Genomic DNA, 16,098 nt, shown 5'->3' with positions numbered 1-16,098 from the left:
TGTCTCCAGGCAGTTGTTGGTGGCGTGCGGCACGTCCAGGCGAGCGAGGGCGGCGCAGCGCCAGTCATGGCGCCTGCCGTGGTGGTCGCGGTAATGGAGGGAATGGAGGTCTAGCGATGTGTTGCCTGCCGGCATAAGCTGCTCACCTGCGCGATGGAATGACGATCTAAACGATAATCGTTCGCATTGTAGCAGGGTGCACGATCAGCAACACAAGCCGTAGGGCAACATAAACAGAACGGAAGGCGCGGGTGGCTTGTCAGCCCGTCCCGCGGCAGGATGCATGTCCGGCACGGGCGCTTGCGGTAGTCCTTCCCTTTGCCGCAACCTCAGCGCAGCAGCCGCCGGCGCAGCAGCATCAGCGCCACCACCAGCGCCACGGCAGCGTAGGCGCCGAGCACGATCAGGTGCAGCACCAGGTTCTCGACCGGGCGCCCCAGCATGATGGGGCGGATCAACGCCACCGCATGCGCTAGCGGCAGCACCTGGGTGGCGGCCTGCGCGCCCGCGGGCAATTGCTCCAGCGGGAAGAAAACGCCAGAGAGCAGCAGCATCGGCGTCATCACCAGCGTCTGGTAGAACATGAAAAAGTCGTAGCTGGGCGCCAGCGCCGTGACGATCATGGCCAGGCTGGCAAACGCGATGCCCGCCAGCACGATCACGGGCAGCGCCAGCAACGCGCCCGGCAACTGCGCATAACCCAGCGCGCCGGCCACCAGCATGATGGCCATGCCAGACAGCACCGCCTTGCTAGCGGCCCACATGATCTCGCCCAGCACCACGTCGCCGAGTGTCAGCGGCGCATGCATGATGGCCTCCCAGGTGCGCTGCACATGCATGCGCGAGAAGGCGGAATACATCGACTCGAAGCTCGCCGACATCATCACGCTGGACGCCGTGGTGCCGGCTGCGAGAAAGGCGATGTAGGACACGCCGTTGACCTGTCCCACCAGCAGGCCGAGTCCGAGGCCAAGCCCGAACAGGTAAATCATCGGGTCGGCCAGGTTGCCGATCATCGAGGGAATCGCCAGCTTCTTCCACACCATGAAGTTGCGGTACCAGACCATGGTCCAGTTGCGCATGTTCATCGGCAGCAGCGGCTGCGGGTAATGCTGCCGCGGCGCGGCGCCCGGGTGCGCCGCGGTGGCGGCGGCCGGCGCGACGGTGGGGCGGGGGTCTTGTTCGCTCATGTTCATTCCGTAGTCGGTCTGGCCTCAGTCCCGCATCTCGCGGCCGGTCAGCTTGAGGAAGACGTCTTCCAGGTTGGCAGGGCGGTGCAGGTAACGCACGCCGCTGCGGCCGTGCAGCGCCGCCAGCAACGGCGCGGGCTCCTTGACGTAGCAAAACAGCGTCTCGCCGCTCATCTCGGTGCGCGTCGCAAGCGGGTGCAGCTCGCCGCGCAGGGGCTCCAGGTTGTCGCCATACACTTCCACCACGTCGCAGCCGATCTGGCTGTCGATCAGTTCATGTGGCTTGCCTTCGGCGATCTTGCGGCCGCTGTCGATCACGCACAGGTAGTTGCACAGGCGCTCGGCTTCTTCCATGAAGTGCGTGGTCAGCAGGATGGTCTTGCCGTTGGCCAGCAGCGACTTCAGGCGCTCCCAGATCAGGTGGCGCGCCTGCGGGTCCAGCCCGGTGGTGGGCTCGTCCATCACCAGCAGGTCGGGGTCGTTGATCAAGGCGCGTGCCACCGTCAGGCGCCGGCGCATGCCGCCCGACAGGTCTCTGACCTGTGCCTTGGCACGGCTCTCCAGCCGCGCGAATTCCAGCAGCGCCGGCACGCGCGCCTCGATCACGGCGCGCTCCAGGCCGAAGTAACGGCCAAAGATGCGCAGATTCTCCACCACGGTGAAATCGGGATCGAGGTTATCGAACTGCGGCACCACGCCCACCCGCATGCGGGCCTGCGGCGCACGTTGTGGAATCGGCTCGCCGCACAGCGTGAGCGTGCCGGACGCCGGCGTGGTCAGTCCCAGCAGCAAACGCAGCGTGGTGGTCTTGCCGGCACCGTTGGGGCCCAGCAGGCCGAAGCACTGGCCGCGTTGCACGCTCAGGCTGAGATCGTCGACCACGACGGTGTCGCCGTATTGCTTGCTTACATTGCGTAGTTCAAGAATGGCAGTCAAGGCAGGGACGGGAGTTGGGCGCGCCGCGGGCGCAATATCCATCATTATGCAGGCAGCTGCGCGGATGCTCTGTGGCGCGCTGCAGCAAGAATTCGCGGATGCGGTTATCTTGCTGGTTCGCGTCGGGGCGCGCATGCCGGCAAACGTTGCTGCGTGCATGGGACACAAAAAAAGCAGATCAGAGCGGATCATGGAGACAAAGCAGATGAGTGCGCAAGACACGTTGGCACAGTGGCAGGAAGCGGAACGACTGGCGCGCGCCAGGCTGGGAGGCCCGGGCGTGGCGACGCTCGCGCAGTTGAGCGAACGTGCCGGGCTGCAGTTCTTCGAGGACATGCTGGCCGGCAAGCTGCCCGGTGCGCCGATTGCGCAACTGATGGACTTCTTCCCGGTGGAGTTCGACGCGGGACGCTTCGTCTTCCAGGGCACACCCGGCCCGCAGCACTACAACCCGATCGGCAGCGTGCACGGGGGCTATGCTGCGACCTTGCTCGATTCCTGCGTGGGTTGCGCTGTCCACACCATGCTGCCGCCCGGCAAGGGCTACACCACCCTGGAGCTGAAGGTGAACTACGTGCGCCCGCTGACCGCCAAGACCGGCCCGATTCGCGCGGAGGGCAAGGTCATCAGCCTGACCACGCAGATCGGGATTGCCGAGGGCCGCATCGTCGACACGCAGGGCAAGCTCTACGCTTACGCCACTACCACCTGTCTGGTTTTTCCGATGCCGGCTGGTTGATACGTGGCAGGGCCGGCGCCCCTGTCACCGGCAAGCCGCGTTGCTTATACTGATGCGCCACCCGCAGGGTGCCCAATCAATGAAACCTGGAGTCGCAATGTCATTCGAACACTGGCTGGCTTTTGTGTTGACAAGTATCGTCGTCCTGATCATTCCCGGCCCGACCATCCTGCTGGTGATCGGCGATGCGCTTGCTCATCGTGGCCGCTCCGCCTATGCCACCGTGGCTGGCGTTGCCGCGGGCGACCTGACCGCGTTCACGCTGTCGATGGCCGGCCTCGGCGCGGTGCTGGCCACCTCGGCGGCCTTGTTCACGGCGTTGAAGTGGGCCGGTGCGGCTTACCTCGTCTACCTGGGCATCCAGGCCTTGCGCGGCGCCTCGCGTGCCGGCGCCATGGCGGTCACGGCACAGTCGGGGAGCAGCCGCCAGCGCTTTGCCAAGGCATGGCTGGTCACCGCGCTCAATCCCAAGAGCATCGTGTTCTTCGTGGCCTTCGTGCCGCAGTTCCTTGACGCGCGCCTGGCCTTCTGGCCGCAGGCCGTGGTGCTGATTCCCACCTTCGTGGTCATGGCGAGCGCCAACGCCGCTGTCTACGCGCTGCTGGCGCGCGCGCTGGCCAAGCGCCTTACCACACAGCGTGCCCAGGCCAATGTACAGCGCGCGGGCGGCATCACGTTGATTGGCGCGGGCGCGCTGATTGCGGTGCGCAGCTGACGCAGGGGGAGTTGCTGGCCAATCGGGCCGCCACGCATCGTGCGGCCTGTTATCTTGCCAGTCGCAGCGGCAAGTGCCGTAGCTTTAACGCGAGACAATGCGGCAGCAGCGCATACGCGCGTCTGGAGCCATTAAATGACGAAGAGAGGAGTAAAAGTGCTGGCTGTGTCGCACACAAAGGGCGAACGCAAGCATAGCGCCGGCCGCGCTCGGTCCGATTGGAGCGATGGGCAGGGCGGTATCAGGGCCGGTCGGCGGTTGTCAGGCCACGAAGGGCCGGACATCCGACGGCGCCGCTAAAACAAGAAAATCCGCCAGGCAATGACTGGCGGATTTATACGGCCTGCGGCAGAAACGCGTCGAAGCGCGCTCGCCGCTTGCTGTGCCGAATCAGTACATCTTCTTCGGCAACATCTGCATGCGCAGGCGTTTGCGAAGGCGCGATTCCGCGGCTTTCTTCTTGCGCTTGCGCTCGGTCGTGGGCTTCTCGTAAGCGGTACGGCTCTTGAGTTCAACGATCAGGCCGGTCTGGAGGATGGCCCGACGGAAACGCCGCATTGCAACTTCAACGGGCTCACCTGGTTTCAAGACGATCTTAGTCAATTCTGTCCTTTAGCATTGCCGCAAAGCGGCGGGTTCAAACGGGGGAAACATTGGCCGCTTCAGGACCCTTCTTGCCCTGTTGCGACTGGTATTGCACTCGCTGGTTATCTTGCAGCGGAGCACCCCCGCGAACCTGAGAGATGTGGACGAACAAGTCCTTGCCACCAGCGTCCGGGGTGATGAAGCCAAAACCCTTCTGGGCGTTGAAGAACTTGACGGTACCAGTTTCCATGGAAAAATCCTTTTTTGAGCGCAAAGAATGCGCCCACTTGCTTTTACACGTTTACGTAAACGCTGTCAAGAAAGCGCGCCGGAAAAGCTATGCAAATCCGTCAAGGTGGCGTATAGTACGCCCCTCTGACGCGGGGTGGAGCAGTTGGCAGCTCGTCGGGCTCATAACCCGAAGGTCGCAGGTTCAAGTCCTGCCTCCGCAACCAGACCGTATTCTACTAAAAAGCCTGCCCGGAGTCCCGGCAGGCTTTTTGTTTTGTTGCGCGGGCAGCTTCCGTCACTACCGCGCCATCACTGCGCCGCCAGACCGGAAAACGCCATCGCCAGCCAGCCGGCGCAGGCGCAGGCGGCCATCCACGCAAGCAGCACGGTAACGATCGTCGACCATTTCATGGGGGGCGGCTCCTCAACTCGCCGGCTTGCCGGGCATGGCGGGCTCGTCCATGCTTGGCAAGCTGATCACGAAGCGCGCGCCGCCTTCGCTGCTGCTGTCCAGCCTGACTTGGCCGCCATGCAGCAGCGCGATGCGCCGCACAATGGCCAGCCCCAGGCCGAACCCCCCGGTATGACGGTTGCGGCTGGAATCGGGCCTGTGGAAGGGCTCGAAAATGCGGGCGCGCTCCTCTGGCGCAATGCCGGGGCCATCGTCCTCCACCGTCAGGGTCAAGGTGCCTGCCGCGTCGGTCTCGGCGTGCAGGTGGATGGCGCTGCGCGCGTAGCGGGTGGCGTTGCGGCAGAGGTTGAGCAGCGCCCGCGCCGCCAGCCGTGGATCGCAGACGTGGTGGGGCGCAGGGCCGCTGGCGTAGGCCGAGAGCGTGAGCTTGTTATCCGCCACCTCATCGGCCACGCTGGCCGCGACACTGTCGATCAGCTCACTCACTGATACGCGCATCAGCATCATCGGCGCCGCGCCTTGCTCGAGCTGGCCTAGCGTCAGCAGCTCGGTGACCAGCTCGTCGAGCTCGCGCACGTCGCGGCGCAAGTCCTCCAGCCGCAATACCTGGCGCGCCTGTTCCGCTTCGCCAGTGCCGGCCGACTGCAGCAGCGCGATGCCGAACTCCAGCCGTGCGATCGGCGTCTTCAGCTCGTGCGAGATGCCGTGCATCATTTCGCGCTGGTGCACGATCGAGGCTTCAATCTGTTCGGCCATCTCATTGAATTGCCTGGCGAGTGCGGAGATGTTGGAGCGCCGGGGCAGGTTGGCCCGGGTCGACAGCTTGCCGTTGCCGAAATCCCTTGCCGCCTGCTGCAGCTTGTCCAGGTCGCGCCAGTGGTACCACACCCAGGCGATGATCGACAGCAAGGTGGCAAGGGCGATCAAGCCGTAGGCCAGCACCGAGATGTTGGTGTGGTCGTCTTCCACGCTGTACGCGTGCAGGATCTGGCCATCGCGCAGCGGCAGGTAGTAGTGCTTGGCGTCCTGGCTTAGCACCAGTTTGCCGGTGGCAAGGTCGCTGCGCTGCTGTGCATCGAGATGCGTCAGGCTGGCGGCGTCGACCAGGTCAAACGTCTCGCGCGAGTGTTCTTGCAGGATGGAAAGCGCGGCTTCGCGCTCGGGACCCTGTTGCGGCCCGAGGAATTGGGAGAGCGTAAAGGCATAACCCTTGCGGCTTTCGCGTTCGGTCTCGGTGAAATGTTCATGGAACAGCGGGATAAACGTGTTGTCGATGACAGTCACCGCGCCGGCCGCTGCCAGGATCACCAGCAGATAGAGCTTGAGTAGCGAGCGGACCATTCATTCCTCCCATGCCGACGGGCTGAACAGGTAGCCGCGGCCCCAGATGGTCTTGATCTTGTGCGGCTCGGGCGAGGCATCCTCGAAGCGGCGGCGCAGCCGCGAGATGCCGGAGTCGACGGTGCGGTCGATGCCATCGAACTCGATGCCGCGCAATGCCTTGAGGATGTCGTCGCGGCTCAGCACGGTGCCGGCGGCGCGCGCCAGGATCAGCAGCAGGTTGAACTCGGTGGTCTTCAGGTCCACCTCTTGCCCGCGCCATGTCACCTGCCGGTTCGGCGGCGAGATCACCAGTGCGCCGAATACCAGCTCATGGCCCCGCTGCGCGGGCGTGGCGGTCTCGGCAACCCGCTCTGCGGCGGCACGCCGTAGCAGGGCGCGGGCGCGCGCCACCAGCAGCCTTGGCTCGATGGGCTTGACCACATAGTCGTCGGCGCCGATCTCCAGCCCTGCCACCTGGTCATACGTATCGACGCGCGCAGTCAGGATCAGCACGGGCACGCGCGAGAAAGCGCGAATGCCGCGGCACACCTCCATGCCATCCATATGCGGCAGCATCAGGTCGAGGATGACCAGCGCCGGACGCAGGGCCTGGACGGCGGCCACCGCGATATCGCCGCGCCGCACCACCTCCACCACGAATTCGTAGTTGCCCAGATACTCGCTGACAAGCTGTGCGAGGCGATCATCGTCCTCGACCAGTAACACCTTGTACTTGGCCATGGTATCGCTCATGACAGGGCTCCCCGGGGCAGAAAAATGCCGATTCTATCCGGCGAACGACTTGTATTGGGTGCCGGAGACGCTTCAAGACAAATTTGCACAATTGAACAAGATTTCGCGCGATTTCAGGACAGACAGCCCGGCGCGCCATCCTTAATCTGCGTGCTTCGACATCAAGGCGGAGCATCCGTGCAAGAGCAAACAAGAGATCAGGGGGGCGCGGCAAGGTTGCCGGCAGCGTGCAAAGGCGGGCTTCTCGTGGCCGCGCTGGCGAGCCTGTGCCCGGCAGCGCATGCGCAAAGCACCTATTCCGTCGGCCTGGCCGCCGGCGCCGCACCGCGCTATGCGGGAAGCCGCGACTACCGGGCTGTCGGCGCGCCTGTGCTACGCGCCGACTTCGGCAACGGCGCCTTCATCGATATGCTGCAAGGCGCTGGCTATACCTACAAGTTCGGCAATGGCATGTTTGCCACCGCCTCGCTCGGCTACGCGCTGGGCCGTACCGACAAGAATCGCGTGGACCTGCCTGGCTCCAATCACCTGAAGGGCATGGGTGATATCCGGGGCTCGCTGATGGGCGCGTTTCAGCTCGGCGCGCGCGTGTACGGCGACGCCACATTGAGCGTGACGCTGGACGCGCCGCTGACGCATCGCGAACGCGGGCTGAGCGGACACATTGACCTGGTCGTGCCGGTGATCCAGTCGGGCGCGCACATCGTGACGCTCGGTCAGAGCGTGCACTACGGCTCGGGCCGCTACATGCAGACCCTGTTCGGCGTGACCGACGCGCAGGCCGCCAACAGTGCCTTCAGCGCGTATGCACCCAAGGCCGGCTTTGATGCCGCGACGCTGTCGCTCGCATGGAACTACACCCTCTCCAAGGAATGGTCGGTGCGCACCCTGGTTGCTACGACACGCCTGCTGGGAGATGCAGCGAAAAGCCCGATCGTGCAGACCAAGCAGTCGTACTTCGGCATGAGCTCGATCAACTATACGTTCTGAGGAGAACGCCATGATGTGGGATTGGCACGCCAGCCTGCCCGCGCAGGATCTCGCCGCCCGTGCGCATGCCTGCGGCACGCGCCTGCCCGGCGTCGACTCCTTGCTGCTGACCGGCGCTACCGGCTTTATCGGCGGCAATGTGATGGTGGCTGCCATCAACGCCGGCCTGGCGCGGCGCTTGCTCTGCCTGGTGCGCGGCGTGGATGCCGCAGATGCACTGGCTCGCCTGCGCGAGAATGCCATCCAGTGCGGCCTGTTGCGCAGCCGGGTGGACTGGCTCACCGAGGACAACATATTGCTTGGCGTGCTGGACAGCGATTTTTCGCCTGCCGCGCAGGCGCGCATTGCTGGCGTCACCCATGTCATCAACTGCGCCGCGATGGCCTCGTTCTCCGCCGATGCGCAGGTCACGCGCATCAACGTGCAAGATACGTTGCGCTTCGCCTCGCGCTTCGCGGGCAGCGCAACCTTGCAGCGCTTCATTCATGTCGGCACCGCGATGGCTTGCGGCACGCAGCGCGGGCCGAGGATTGCCGAGCGGGATGCTGGCCATGGCGGCGCCAGCGATCTCAGCCACCTGGTGCCCTACACGCGTAGCAAGCAGGAAGTGGAGGTGCTGCTGCGCAACAGCTTCCCCGACCTGCCGCTCGTGGTGGCGCGTCCCTCCATCGTGGTGGGGCATACCGTGCTGGGCACGCAGCCTTCAGCTAGTATCTTCTGGCTCTTCCGGATCATCCACCAGTCGCGCCGCTACACCGCGGGCCCGCATACCCGCATCGACGTGATCGCGGTGGACGACTGCGCGCGGGCGCTGCTGCGGCTCGCGGTCAAGCCCGAACTAGCCTTCGATGCCTACCATCTCTCGGCCGGCGCGCGCGCGCCCACCATCGCGCAGGTGATCGCCGCCATGGACGAGGCGGTCTCGATCGATGGCGAGCCCGCCTACCGCAGGTGCCCGGCCAGCGAACTGCCTGCGCTGGCGAGTGACGTGGCGCGCAAGGAGCGCAACAGCAACCGGCGCCTGATCGAGCGCGCGCTGCGGCTGTACTCGGGCTTCGCCGAGCTTGGCTATGTCTTCGATAACGGGCGCATCCGGGAGGAGATCGATTTCGAGCCCTTGTCGATCACGGACTATGTCAGCGAATGCATGCGCACGTCGCGCGGCGTTGGCATCCTCGAGCAGATGAGCTGGGATTTCAAGTCATGATGGGCATGCGCTGCGCCTCGGCCGCTTGCGTCGTCATCGGCCGAGGCATGGTGCTGGATGCCCGGCCCGCACGCCGCGCGGCCTGAAGCTGGACGATGCTGCCGTCGCGGGGCTGCTGCGGCTGGCGCGGTGCATGCGGTGGATGGCACTGGCATGCGGTGTCGTTCAGCGTTGCTGGGCCACATGCCGAAGCGTTCCTTGCCTATTCGCAGTCGTCGGACCCGGCGTCGCCGCATGCAGCCGACCAAGCCGAGCGTTTTTCCGACAAGCGCTGGATTGCCCTGCCATTTACCGACGCGCAGATCAACGCCGACCCTGGCTTCAGCGAGAGGCAGATCGCGCAATGAAGGGGCCCCCGCTCGCGGCGCGCCTGCCCACCTGGCACTGGCGCGGACGTGATGTTGGCGGTACTTGTTGCCGGCGCACGAGCTGGGGCGAGGCAGGCCGGCGCTGGCCGTGCCGGCCCGGCGAGCCGCGCCTGGCGTACCTTACGATGCGGCGCCTGTAGAAGTGTTACTCTTTTGAGTGATGCCTACCAGGAGATCACCGTGAGCCGCAAAACCCCCATCGAGCGCTATCGGAACATCGGTATCAGCGCGCACATCGACGCCGGCAAGACCACCACCACCGAACGCATCCTCTTCTACACCGGGGTCAACCACAAGATCGGCGAAGTCCACGACGGCGCGGCCACCATGGATTGGATGGAGCAGGAGCAGGAGCGCGGCATCACCATTACCTCGGCCGCCACCACGGCGTTCTGGAAGGGGATGGCCGGCAATTATCCTGAGCATCGCATCAATATCATCGACACCCCCGGGCACGTGGATTTCACGATCGAGGTGGAGCGCTCGATGCGCGTGCTCGACGGTGCCTGCATGGTCTATGACGCGGTGGGTGGCGTGCAGCCGCAGTCGGAAACGGTCTGGCGCCAGGCCAACAAATACAAGGTGCCGCGCATCGCCTTTGTCAACAAGATGGACCGCGTCGGCGCGGACTTCTTCCGGGTGCGCTCGCAGATTGCCGAGCGGCTAAAGGGCACGCCGGTGCCGGTCCAGATACCGATTGGCGCCGAGGAAGGCTTCCAGGGTGTGATCGACCTGGTCAAGATGAAGGCGACCGTCTGGGACGACACCAGCCAGGGGCTGCACTTCGAATACCGCGAGGTGCCGCCCGAACTGCTGGAGCTGGCCAGGGAATGGCGCGAGAAGATGGTCGAGGCCGCGGCGGAAGCCAGCGATGAGCTGCTGCACAAGTACCTCGGCGGCGAGCCGCTGACGGAGGACGAGATCAGGGCCGCGCTGCGCAAGCGCACCGTTGCCAACGAGATCGTGCCGATGCTGTGCGGCAGCGCGTTCAAGAACAAGGGCGTGCAGACGCTGCTCGATGCGGTGATCGACTACCTGCCGTCGCCGGCGGACGTGCCCGCGATTCTCGGCCATACCGAGGACGACAAGGAGGCCGAGCGCCATCCCAGTGACGACGAGCCATTCTCTGCGCTGGCCTTCAAGATCATGACCGATCCCTTCGTCGGGCAGTTGATCTTCTTCCGCGTCTACTCGGGCGTGGTGAACTCCGGCGACACGGTCTACAACCCGGTCAAGGAAAAGAAGGAGCGGCTGGGACGGATCCTGCAGATGCACGCCAATGTGCGCAGCGAAATCAAGGAAGTGCGCGCTGGCGACATTGCCGCGGCGGTAGGGCTGAAAGAGGCCACCACCGGTGACACGCTATGCGATCCCGATCACGTGATCATCCTCGAACGCATGAGCTTCCCGGACCCGGTGATCTCGCAGGCGGTCGAGCCCAAGACCAAGGCCGACCAGGAGAAGATGGGCCTGGCGCTGAATCGCCTGGCGCAGGAAGACCCTTCGTTCCGCGTGCATACCGACGAGGAGTCGGGCCAGACCATCATCTCTGGCATGGGCGAGCTTCACCTGGAAATCCTGGTGGATCGCATGCGCCGCGAGTTTGGCGTGGAGGCCTCGGTCGGCAAGCCGCAGGTGGCTTACCGCGAGACCATCAAGCAGGGGGTGAAGGACATCGAAGGCAAGTTCGTCAAGCAGTCCGGTGGGCGCGGCCAGTACGGCCACGTGGTGCTCGATCTGGCGCCGCAGGCGCCGGGCAAGGGCTATGAGTTCGTCGATGCCATCAAGGGCGGCGTGGTGCCGCGCGAGTTCATTCCCGCAGTGGACAAGGGCATCCGCGAAACGCTGGCGTCGGGCGTGCTGGCCGGCTATCCGGTGGTGGACGTCAAGGCTACGCTGGTGTTCGGCTCCTATCACGATGTCGACTCCAACGAGAATGCCTTTCGCATGGCCGGCTCGATGGCGTTCAAGGATGGCATGCGCCGCGCCAAGCCGATCCTGCTTGAGCCGATGATGGCAGTGGAGGTGGAGACGCCCGAGGAATTCACTGGCAACGTGATGGGCGACCTGTCGTCGCGCCGGGGCATCGTGCACGGCATGGAGGACATCGCTGGCGGTGGCGGCAAGTCGGTGCGCGCAGAAGTGCCGCTGGCCACCATGTTCGGCTACTCGACCTCGCTGCGGTCACTGACCCAGGGGCGCGCCACCTACACCATGGAGTTCAAGCACTACACGGAAGCCCCGGCGAGCGTGGCCGAGGCAGTCATCAACAGCCGGCACACGCGCTAGCGTGCATGGAATGGCCGGGCAGGGAAATGGCGCCGCGCGCCATGCGGCGCCGCTTCGACTTGACGGGAGAGTGCAATGGCCAAGCATCCGTTTTCCCAATTCCCCGAGGACGAACAACGAGAAGTCGTGGCCCTGTGCACGCGGCTCGGCTTTGTGACGGAGGACTTCGAGATCACCGACGAAGGCTTCCAGCCCGATGACGGCGACCCGGCGCAACGCCAGATCAGCGTGCGGCGCCCCGCGACGGACGCGCAGAGCGCCTATGATGCGAGCGAAGGGGCTGGCTGGATCGAGGAGTTCGAGAGCGATCTCGAGTGCGGCCTGTTCGGGCAACCTTCGGGGCAGGCGCCAGCCTAGTGTCCGCGCATCGGCGCGGCGTCCTGCCGCGCCACAAAAATAATCTGGAGACAATCTATGCAGCAGGGTTTGCCGGCTGGCGTGTCAGCGCTTGTGCGTTCTTTCTGGCCATCTTTTCCGTCTGCCTTCCCGTCGGGTTTTGCCTCGTCGTCACCGGCCGTGCATGCCGGCCGGCGCCGGCAACTTGCCGCATGGCTCGCCACCGCGCTCCTTTGCCTGCCGGCGTTGGTCGCGGCACAGGCCGTGGATAGCTATCCCTCCAAGCCGATTCGCGTCGTGGTGCCTTATTCGGCGGGCGGCGGTGCGGACAACGCCGCGCGCGTCATCACCGCTCAGATGACCGTGCTGCTCAAGCAGCAGGTGGTGATCGACAACAAGCCGGGCGCGAGCGGCACCATCGGCGCCGCGGCGGTCGCGCAGGCGCCGGCCGATGGCTATGTGGTGCTGTACGACGCGTCCACTTTCGTTGTCAATCCGGCGCTGCGCAAGCTGCCGTTCGATGCGGCCAAGGATTTCCTGCCGGTTTCGCTGGCGGTCACGGCGCCCAATATCCTGGTGGTGCCGCCCAACGCTCCCTACAAGACAGTTGGCGAGTTTCTCGGCTACGCTCGTCAGCATCCCGGCAAGACAACCTACGCGTCGTATGGTCCCGGCAGCCCCGCGCATATGGTTGGGGAACTGCTCAAGAGCCAGGCCAAGGTCGACCTGCTGCATGTGCCGTACAAAGGCGGCGCGCCGGCGCTGACCGACGTGATGGGCGGGCAGGTCGATGCCTACTTCGCCAACGCGGCGTCGGGCTTGCACTATGTGAAGGCCGGCAAGCTGCGGGCGCTGGCGGTGACTTCCGCCAAGCGCATGCCGGCGTTGCCCGACGTGCCGACGTTGGTGGAAAGCGGGCTGGCGGGCTTCGACGTGCTGGAGTGGAATGGTTTCTTCGTGCCCAAGGGCACGCCGCCGCCGGTGGTGGCGCGGTTGGCAGCGGCCCGCAGGCCTTCGGACAATTCCTGCAAGCCGAGCTGACGCGCTGGGCGCGGCTGGTCAAGCAGAACGGCATTGCGATCGAGTAGGGGGAGGTTGGATGGGCGGGATGCGGCTGCGGGGCTTGGACCCGCAGCGGTTCCGCCGCCGGGCGCGGCGTTACGATGCCGAAGCACGATGCATCGAAGAAGGTAGACGCACAAATGGAAAAGGCCCGCAATTTCTTGCGGGCCTTTCACATTCTTTGGCTCCCCGAGCTGGGCTCGAACCAGCGACCTGCGGATTAACAGTCCGTCGCTCTACCAACTGAGCTATCAGGGAACAGCTGAGAAAAGGATTGTAACCAGTTTCTCGTTTATCCGTCAACACCTGCGCTGTAATTTCTTGCTGCCGGTACTGCGGAACTTCTGGTTCCGCCCCGATGTTCCGAGGCAGGGCCGCATTATAGAAGGTCTTTCAGGTTTTTGCCATAAAAAATCGCCCCGAAGGGCGATTTTTTGCGCCATGCACTGAGTCAGGCGCGGCCAGGCTCAGTCGAACACCGGCGAATCGACGCCGAGGATCTTGTGCAGCTTTGGCGAGGTGGTCGTGTACTGCATGTGGATCTTCTTCTCGGGGAAGATGTAGGGCGCGGCGCCGAAGGCGGCCAGCGCGGCTTCATGGAAGCCCGAGAGGATCAGCTTCTTCTTGCCGGGGTAGGTGTTGATGTCGCCCACCGCGAAGATGCCCGGGATGTTGGTCTCGAACTTCTCCGTGTCCACCTTGATCTGCTTGCGCTCCAGATCCAGGCCCCATTCGGCGATCGGGCCCAGCTTGGGCGACAGGCCGAAGAACACCAGCAGGTCGTCGAGCGGCAGGCGGCGGGTCACGCCGTCGGCGCCCGTCACCTTGATCTCCGTGAGCAGGCCGTCCTTTTCCTCGTAGCCGCTGATCTGGCCCACCAGGAACTGCATCTCCATCTGCTCGCACAAGTCCTTCATCTTGGCGACCGATGACGGCGCGGCGCGGAAGCCGTCGCGGCGATGGATCATCACCACCGATTCGGCCTTGCCGACCAGGTCCAGCGTCCAGTCGAGCGCGGAGTCGCCACCACCGACCACGACCAGGTTGCGGCCGTGGAAGCGTCTCGGATCCTTGACGCGGTAGAACAGCTGCTTGCCGTCGAATTTGTCGATGCCGTCCACCTTGACCGTGCGCGGCTGGAATGAACCCACGCCGGCAGCAATGAAGATGGTCTTGGTGATGAAGCGGGTGCCGAGCGAGGTTTCGACGAAGAAGCGGCCATCTTCGCGGCGCTCCACCACGGCCACTTCCTGGCCCAGGTGGAAGGTCGGCTCGAATGGCTCGATCTGCTTGAGCAGGTTGTCCGTCAGTTCCTGGCCAGTGCAGATGGGCACGGCCGGGATGTCGTAGATGGGCTTGTCCGGATAGAGCTCCACGCACTGGCCGCCAACCACCTTGAGGGAGTCGATCACGTGCGCCTTGATTTCCAGCAGGCCCAGTTCGAAGACCTGGAAGAGTCCGACCGGACCGGCACCGACGATCAGCGCGTCGATTTCCAGCGGGTGACCGCCGCCAGCGTTGCCGGCGGCAACGTGGTTGGTGGCGTCGGCGACGGGATTAGGGATGCTCAAGTCCATATTCGTCCTGATACGTTGTGGGCACAGGCGTGCCCGGCATTACGGGAAAGCGCGTGGGTGGGGACGGCTTTCTGACCTGTCTTTTGGTGTTGCAGGTATCAGCGTTGCAGGTACTGCAGCTTCTCGGCCGTGTCCTTCCATTCCTCGGCTTCGGCCAGCGGGGCCTTGGTCTTGGTGATGGAGGGCCAGTTGCGTGCCAGCTCGGCGTTCAGGTCGATGAACTGTTGCTGGTCGCCCGGCACGTCTTCCTCGGCGTAGATCGCGTTGACCGGGCATTCCGCCACGCACACCGCGCAATCGATACACTCATCCGGGTCGATGGCGAGGAAGTTGGGGCCTTCGCGGAAACAATCGACCGGACACACGTCAACGCAGTCGGTATAGCGGCAACGGATGCAGGATTCGGTGACAACGTGAGTCATTTCGGTTCCAGAAAAACGGGATCGGCTTCGATGGGAATGGATTTGGCCTGTTGTGCCTTGCTCATCACGCCGGTGCGGGTGCAACCCAGGGTTCACCGGGTTCACCATACGCGGCGCGAGCGAAGGCCGTGGCCTATCAAAGACCGATATTGTAGCTGAGCCATTACGCTAGGGTAGTCGCTCTATATAGCCAGATCAGACAGTTTTCTTATTTCTTTATGTGCATTTGATCCAAGGCAGTCGGCATCCCACTTGCCGATGTGCGCCTCTGGCCGGTGCGGCGTTGCCGTTGTATGCTGCGTGGGCTTGCCTGCGCGGTATTGCCGCGTGCCCAACCGAGTGAGGAGTGCGCCATGCCAAGACCAGTCCGGGAGTCGCCGCGCGGCCGCCGTTTCAGCCAGGCGGCGAGGGCCTTGCTCTGCCTGGCGGCGCTGGCCATGCCAGCCGCGCATGCGCAGACGCTGGCCAAGGCCGGACCGCCGGACAGCGTGGTGGCCCGCCTGATGGCCTGGCGCATGATGAGCGACAGGCCGGTATCCCTGAGTGCGCTGGCGCTCTTTGAGTGGGATGATTTCGGCGTGGTGGTCGAGGCGGCGGGGGAGGGCATGGCCAACTGCGGCCAGGCCGGCTTCCTGCCATGCGATGCCAGCCTGCAGCCCGAGCGCGGCGCGCCGGTGCAGGTGCTGGTGTTCCGTCGCGGCACGCAGCGGGTCTACCAGGAGCGCATCACGGCCCGTTCGGCAACCTTCGCTGAACCGCTGCCCGCCCAAGTGCCCCGGGCGCAGGCCACGCTGGTTGGCTGCCCTGGCTATCGCGGGCAGGTCCTGTGGTGCCTGCGCGGCAGCGCACGGGGCCGCCAGCCCGATCCTTTCCTCGATGGCGCATGAGGCCGGCGTGGCCGATGCGGCTTCATGGCTTGAGCGCCGCGCTTTCGGGTAGCATGACGCTCTGACCCGGCACTGC

The 16,098-nt window shown here is 64.7% G+C and carries 17 protein-coding genes and 2 tRNA genes; 10 read left to right on the top strand and 9 right to left on the bottom strand.

What is annotated here, in order from left to right; all coding sequences use genetic code 11:
- Positions 1 to 329: 329 nt before the first annotated feature.
- Both RR42_RS14300 and nodI read right to left on the bottom strand, forming a co-directional pair.
- Complete coding sequence (locus RR42_RS14300) at positions 330 to 1,196, bottom strand: ABC transporter permease (protein WP_419188862.1); 867 nt, start codon at positions 1,194 to 1,196, stop codon at positions 330 to 332.
- Between the two features lie 18 nt (positions 1,197 to 1,214).
- Positions 1,215 to 2,126, bottom strand: coding sequence for a nodulation factor ABC transporter ATP-binding protein NodI (nodI, locus tag RR42_RS14295; RefSeq protein WP_043352110.1), 912 nt, complete (start codon positions 2,124 to 2,126; stop codon positions 1,215 to 1,217).
- Between the two features lie 205 nt (positions 2,127 to 2,331).
- On the opposite strand from nodI, the gene RR42_RS14290 reads away from it, so the two are divergent.
- Positions 2,332 to 2,865, top strand: a complete 534-nt coding sequence (locus RR42_RS14290) for a PaaI family thioesterase (RefSeq protein WP_043352107.1) — start codon at positions 2,332 to 2,334, stop codon at positions 2,863 to 2,865.
- A 97-nt stretch (positions 2,866 to 2,962) separates the two neighbouring features.
- On the top strand, positions 2,963 to 3,580 hold the full coding sequence (locus tag RR42_RS14285) for a LysE family translocator (RefSeq protein ID WP_043347971.1): 618 nt from the start codon (positions 2,963 to 2,965) through the stop codon (positions 3,578 to 3,580).
- Between the two features lie 390 nt (positions 3,581 to 3,970).
- On the opposite strand, the gene rpsU is transcribed toward RR42_RS14285, so the two are convergent.
- Complete coding sequence (gene rpsU, locus RR42_RS14280; protein ID WP_006158571.1) at positions 3,971 to 4,183, bottom strand: 30S ribosomal protein S21; 213 nt, start codon at positions 4,181 to 4,183, stop codon at positions 3,971 to 3,973.
- 34 nt (positions 4,184 to 4,217) lie between these two features.
- Complete coding sequence (locus RR42_RS14275; RefSeq protein WP_006158572.1) at positions 4,218 to 4,415, bottom strand: cold-shock protein; 198 nt, start codon at positions 4,413 to 4,415, stop codon at positions 4,218 to 4,220.
- A 129-nt stretch (positions 4,416 to 4,544) separates the two neighbouring features.
- On the opposite strand from RR42_RS14275, the gene RR42_RS14270 reads away from it, so the two are divergent.
- Positions 4,545 to 4,620: transfer RNA gene (locus RR42_RS14270), tRNA-Met, on the top strand.
- Between the two features lie 200 nt (positions 4,621 to 4,820).
- Here the strand turns inward: RR42_RS14270 and RR42_RS14265 are convergent.
- Together RR42_RS14265 and RR42_RS14260 are read right to left on the bottom strand one after the other, a co-directional pair.
- Entirely contained in the window at positions 4,821 to 6,149 is a 1,329-nt protein-coding gene (locus tag RR42_RS14265) for an ATP-binding protein (protein ID WP_043347967.1), read from the bottom strand.
- Entirely contained in the window at positions 6,150 to 6,884 is a 735-nt protein-coding gene (locus RR42_RS14260; RefSeq protein ID WP_043347964.1) for a response regulator, read from the bottom strand.
- A 246-nt stretch (positions 6,885 to 7,130) separates the two neighbouring features.
- Between RR42_RS14260 and RR42_RS14255 the strand changes: the two genes are divergently transcribed.
- From RR42_RS14255 to RR42_RS14230, 6 genes are all read left to right on the top strand, one after another.
- Positions 7,131 to 7,874, top strand: coding sequence for a MipA/OmpV family protein (locus RR42_RS14255; protein WP_043347963.1), 744 nt, complete (start codon positions 7,131 to 7,133; stop codon positions 7,872 to 7,874).
- 10 nt (positions 7,875 to 7,884) lie between these two features.
- Entirely contained in the window at positions 7,885 to 9,081 is a 1,197-nt protein-coding gene (locus RR42_RS14250) for an SDR family oxidoreductase (RefSeq protein WP_052494628.1), read from the top strand.
- A gap of 95 nt (positions 9,082 to 9,176) precedes the next feature.
- Entirely contained in the window at positions 9,177 to 9,428 is a 252-nt protein-coding gene (locus RR42_RS41485; protein WP_043347961.1) for a penicillin acylase family protein, read from the top strand.
- Between the two features lie 201 nt (positions 9,429 to 9,629).
- The gene (gene fusA, locus RR42_RS14240; RefSeq protein ID WP_043352101.1) at positions 9,630 to 11,738 is read left to right on the top strand and encodes an elongation factor G; all 2,109 of its coding nucleotides are present in this window, start codon (positions 9,630 to 9,632) and stop codon (positions 11,736 to 11,738) included.
- Positions 11,739 to 11,813: 75 nt separating this feature from the next.
- Positions 11,814 to 12,095, top strand: a complete 282-nt coding sequence (locus RR42_RS14235) for a hypothetical protein (protein ID WP_043347959.1) — start codon at positions 11,814 to 11,816, stop codon at positions 12,093 to 12,095.
- A 243-nt stretch (positions 12,096 to 12,338) separates the two neighbouring features.
- Positions 12,339 to 13,115: a tripartite tricarboxylate transporter substrate binding protein gene (locus tag RR42_RS14230; RefSeq protein WP_419188861.1), complete on the top strand. Its 777-nt coding sequence runs from the start codon at positions 12,339 to 12,341 to the stop codon at positions 13,113 to 13,115.
- A gap of 203 nt (positions 13,116 to 13,318) precedes the next feature.
- Here the strand turns inward: RR42_RS14230 and RR42_RS14225 are convergent.
- The 3 genes from RR42_RS14225 to fdxA form a co-directional block, all read right to left on the bottom strand.
- A tRNA-Asn gene (locus RR42_RS14225) sits at positions 13,319 to 13,394 on the bottom strand.
- 209 nt (positions 13,395 to 13,603) lie between these two features.
- The gene (locus RR42_RS14220) at positions 13,604 to 14,713 is read right to left on the bottom strand and encodes an NAD(P)/FAD-dependent oxidoreductase (protein ID WP_043347958.1); all 1,110 of its coding nucleotides are present in this window, start codon (positions 14,711 to 14,713) and stop codon (positions 13,604 to 13,606) included.
- A 98-nt stretch (positions 14,714 to 14,811) separates the two neighbouring features.
- Positions 14,812 to 15,135: a ferredoxin FdxA gene (fdxA, locus tag RR42_RS14215; RefSeq protein ID WP_043347955.1), complete on the bottom strand. Its 324-nt coding sequence runs from the start codon at positions 15,133 to 15,135 to the stop codon at positions 14,812 to 14,814.
- 353 nt (positions 15,136 to 15,488) lie between these two features.
- Here fdxA and RR42_RS14210 point away from each other — a divergent pair, with 353 nt between their 5' ends.
- On the top strand, positions 15,489 to 16,022 hold the full coding sequence (locus RR42_RS14210; protein ID WP_043347952.1) for a hypothetical protein: 534 nt from the start codon (positions 15,489 to 15,491) through the stop codon (positions 16,020 to 16,022).
- Positions 16,023 to 16,098: the final 76 nt, after the last annotated feature.

The organism is Cupriavidus basilensis (assembly GCF_000832305.1).
In the GTDB taxonomy this organism is placed as follows: Bacteria; Pseudomonadota; Gammaproteobacteria; order Burkholderiales; family Burkholderiaceae; genus Cupriavidus; species Cupriavidus basilensis_F.
The sequence above is the reverse complement of the archived record's forward strand: the minus strand, read 5'-3'. Positions and strand labels throughout refer to the sequence as shown.

What these genes read in the sequence shown, in the direction of transcription:
- RR42_RS14300 (WP_419188862.1), bottom strand. Translation starts at nt 1,196, where the DNA reads ATGAACATGAGCGAACAAGACCCCCGCCCCACCGTCGCGCCGGCCGCC.
- RR42_RS14290 (WP_043352107.1), top strand. Translation starts at nt 2,332, where the DNA reads ATGAGTGCGCAAGACACGTTGGCACAGTGGCAGGAAGCGGAACGACTG.
- RR42_RS14285 (WP_043347971.1), top strand. Translation starts at nt 2,963, where the DNA reads ATGTCATTCGAACACTGGCTGGCTTTTGTGTTGACAAGTATCGTCGTC.
- RR42_RS14275 (WP_006158572.1), bottom strand. Translation starts at nt 4,415, where the DNA reads ATGGAAACTGGTACCGTCAAGTTCTTCAACGCCCAGAAGGGTTTTGGC.
- RR42_RS14265 (WP_043347967.1), bottom strand. Translation starts at nt 6,149, where the DNA reads ATGGTCCGCTCGCTACTCAAGCTCTATCTGCTGGTGATCCTGGCAGCG.
- RR42_RS14260 (WP_043347964.1), bottom strand. Translation starts at nt 6,884, where the DNA reads ATGAGCGATACCATGGCCAAGTACAAGGTGTTACTGGTCGAGGACGAT.
- RR42_RS14250 (WP_052494628.1), top strand. Translation starts at nt 7,885, where the DNA reads ATGATGTGGGATTGGCACGCCAGCCTGCCCGCGCAGGATCTCGCCGCC.
- RR42_RS41485 (WP_043347961.1), top strand. Translation starts at nt 9,177, where the DNA reads ATGCTGCCGTCGCGGGGCTGCTGCGGCTGGCGCGGTGCATGCGGTGGA.
- RR42_RS14235 (WP_043347959.1), top strand. Translation starts at nt 11,814, where the DNA reads ATGGCCAAGCATCCGTTTTCCCAATTCCCCGAGGACGAACAACGAGAA.
- RR42_RS14220 (WP_043347958.1), bottom strand. Translation starts at nt 14,713, where the DNA reads ATGGACTTGAGCATCCCTAATCCCGTCGCCGACGCCACCAACCACGTT.
- fdxA (WP_043347955.1), bottom strand. Translation starts at nt 15,135, where the DNA reads ATGACTCACGTTGTCACCGAATCCTGCATCCGTTGCCGCTATACCGAC.
- RR42_RS14210 (WP_043347952.1), top strand. Translation starts at nt 15,489, where the DNA reads ATGCCAAGACCAGTCCGGGAGTCGCCGCGCGGCCGCCGTTTCAGCCAG.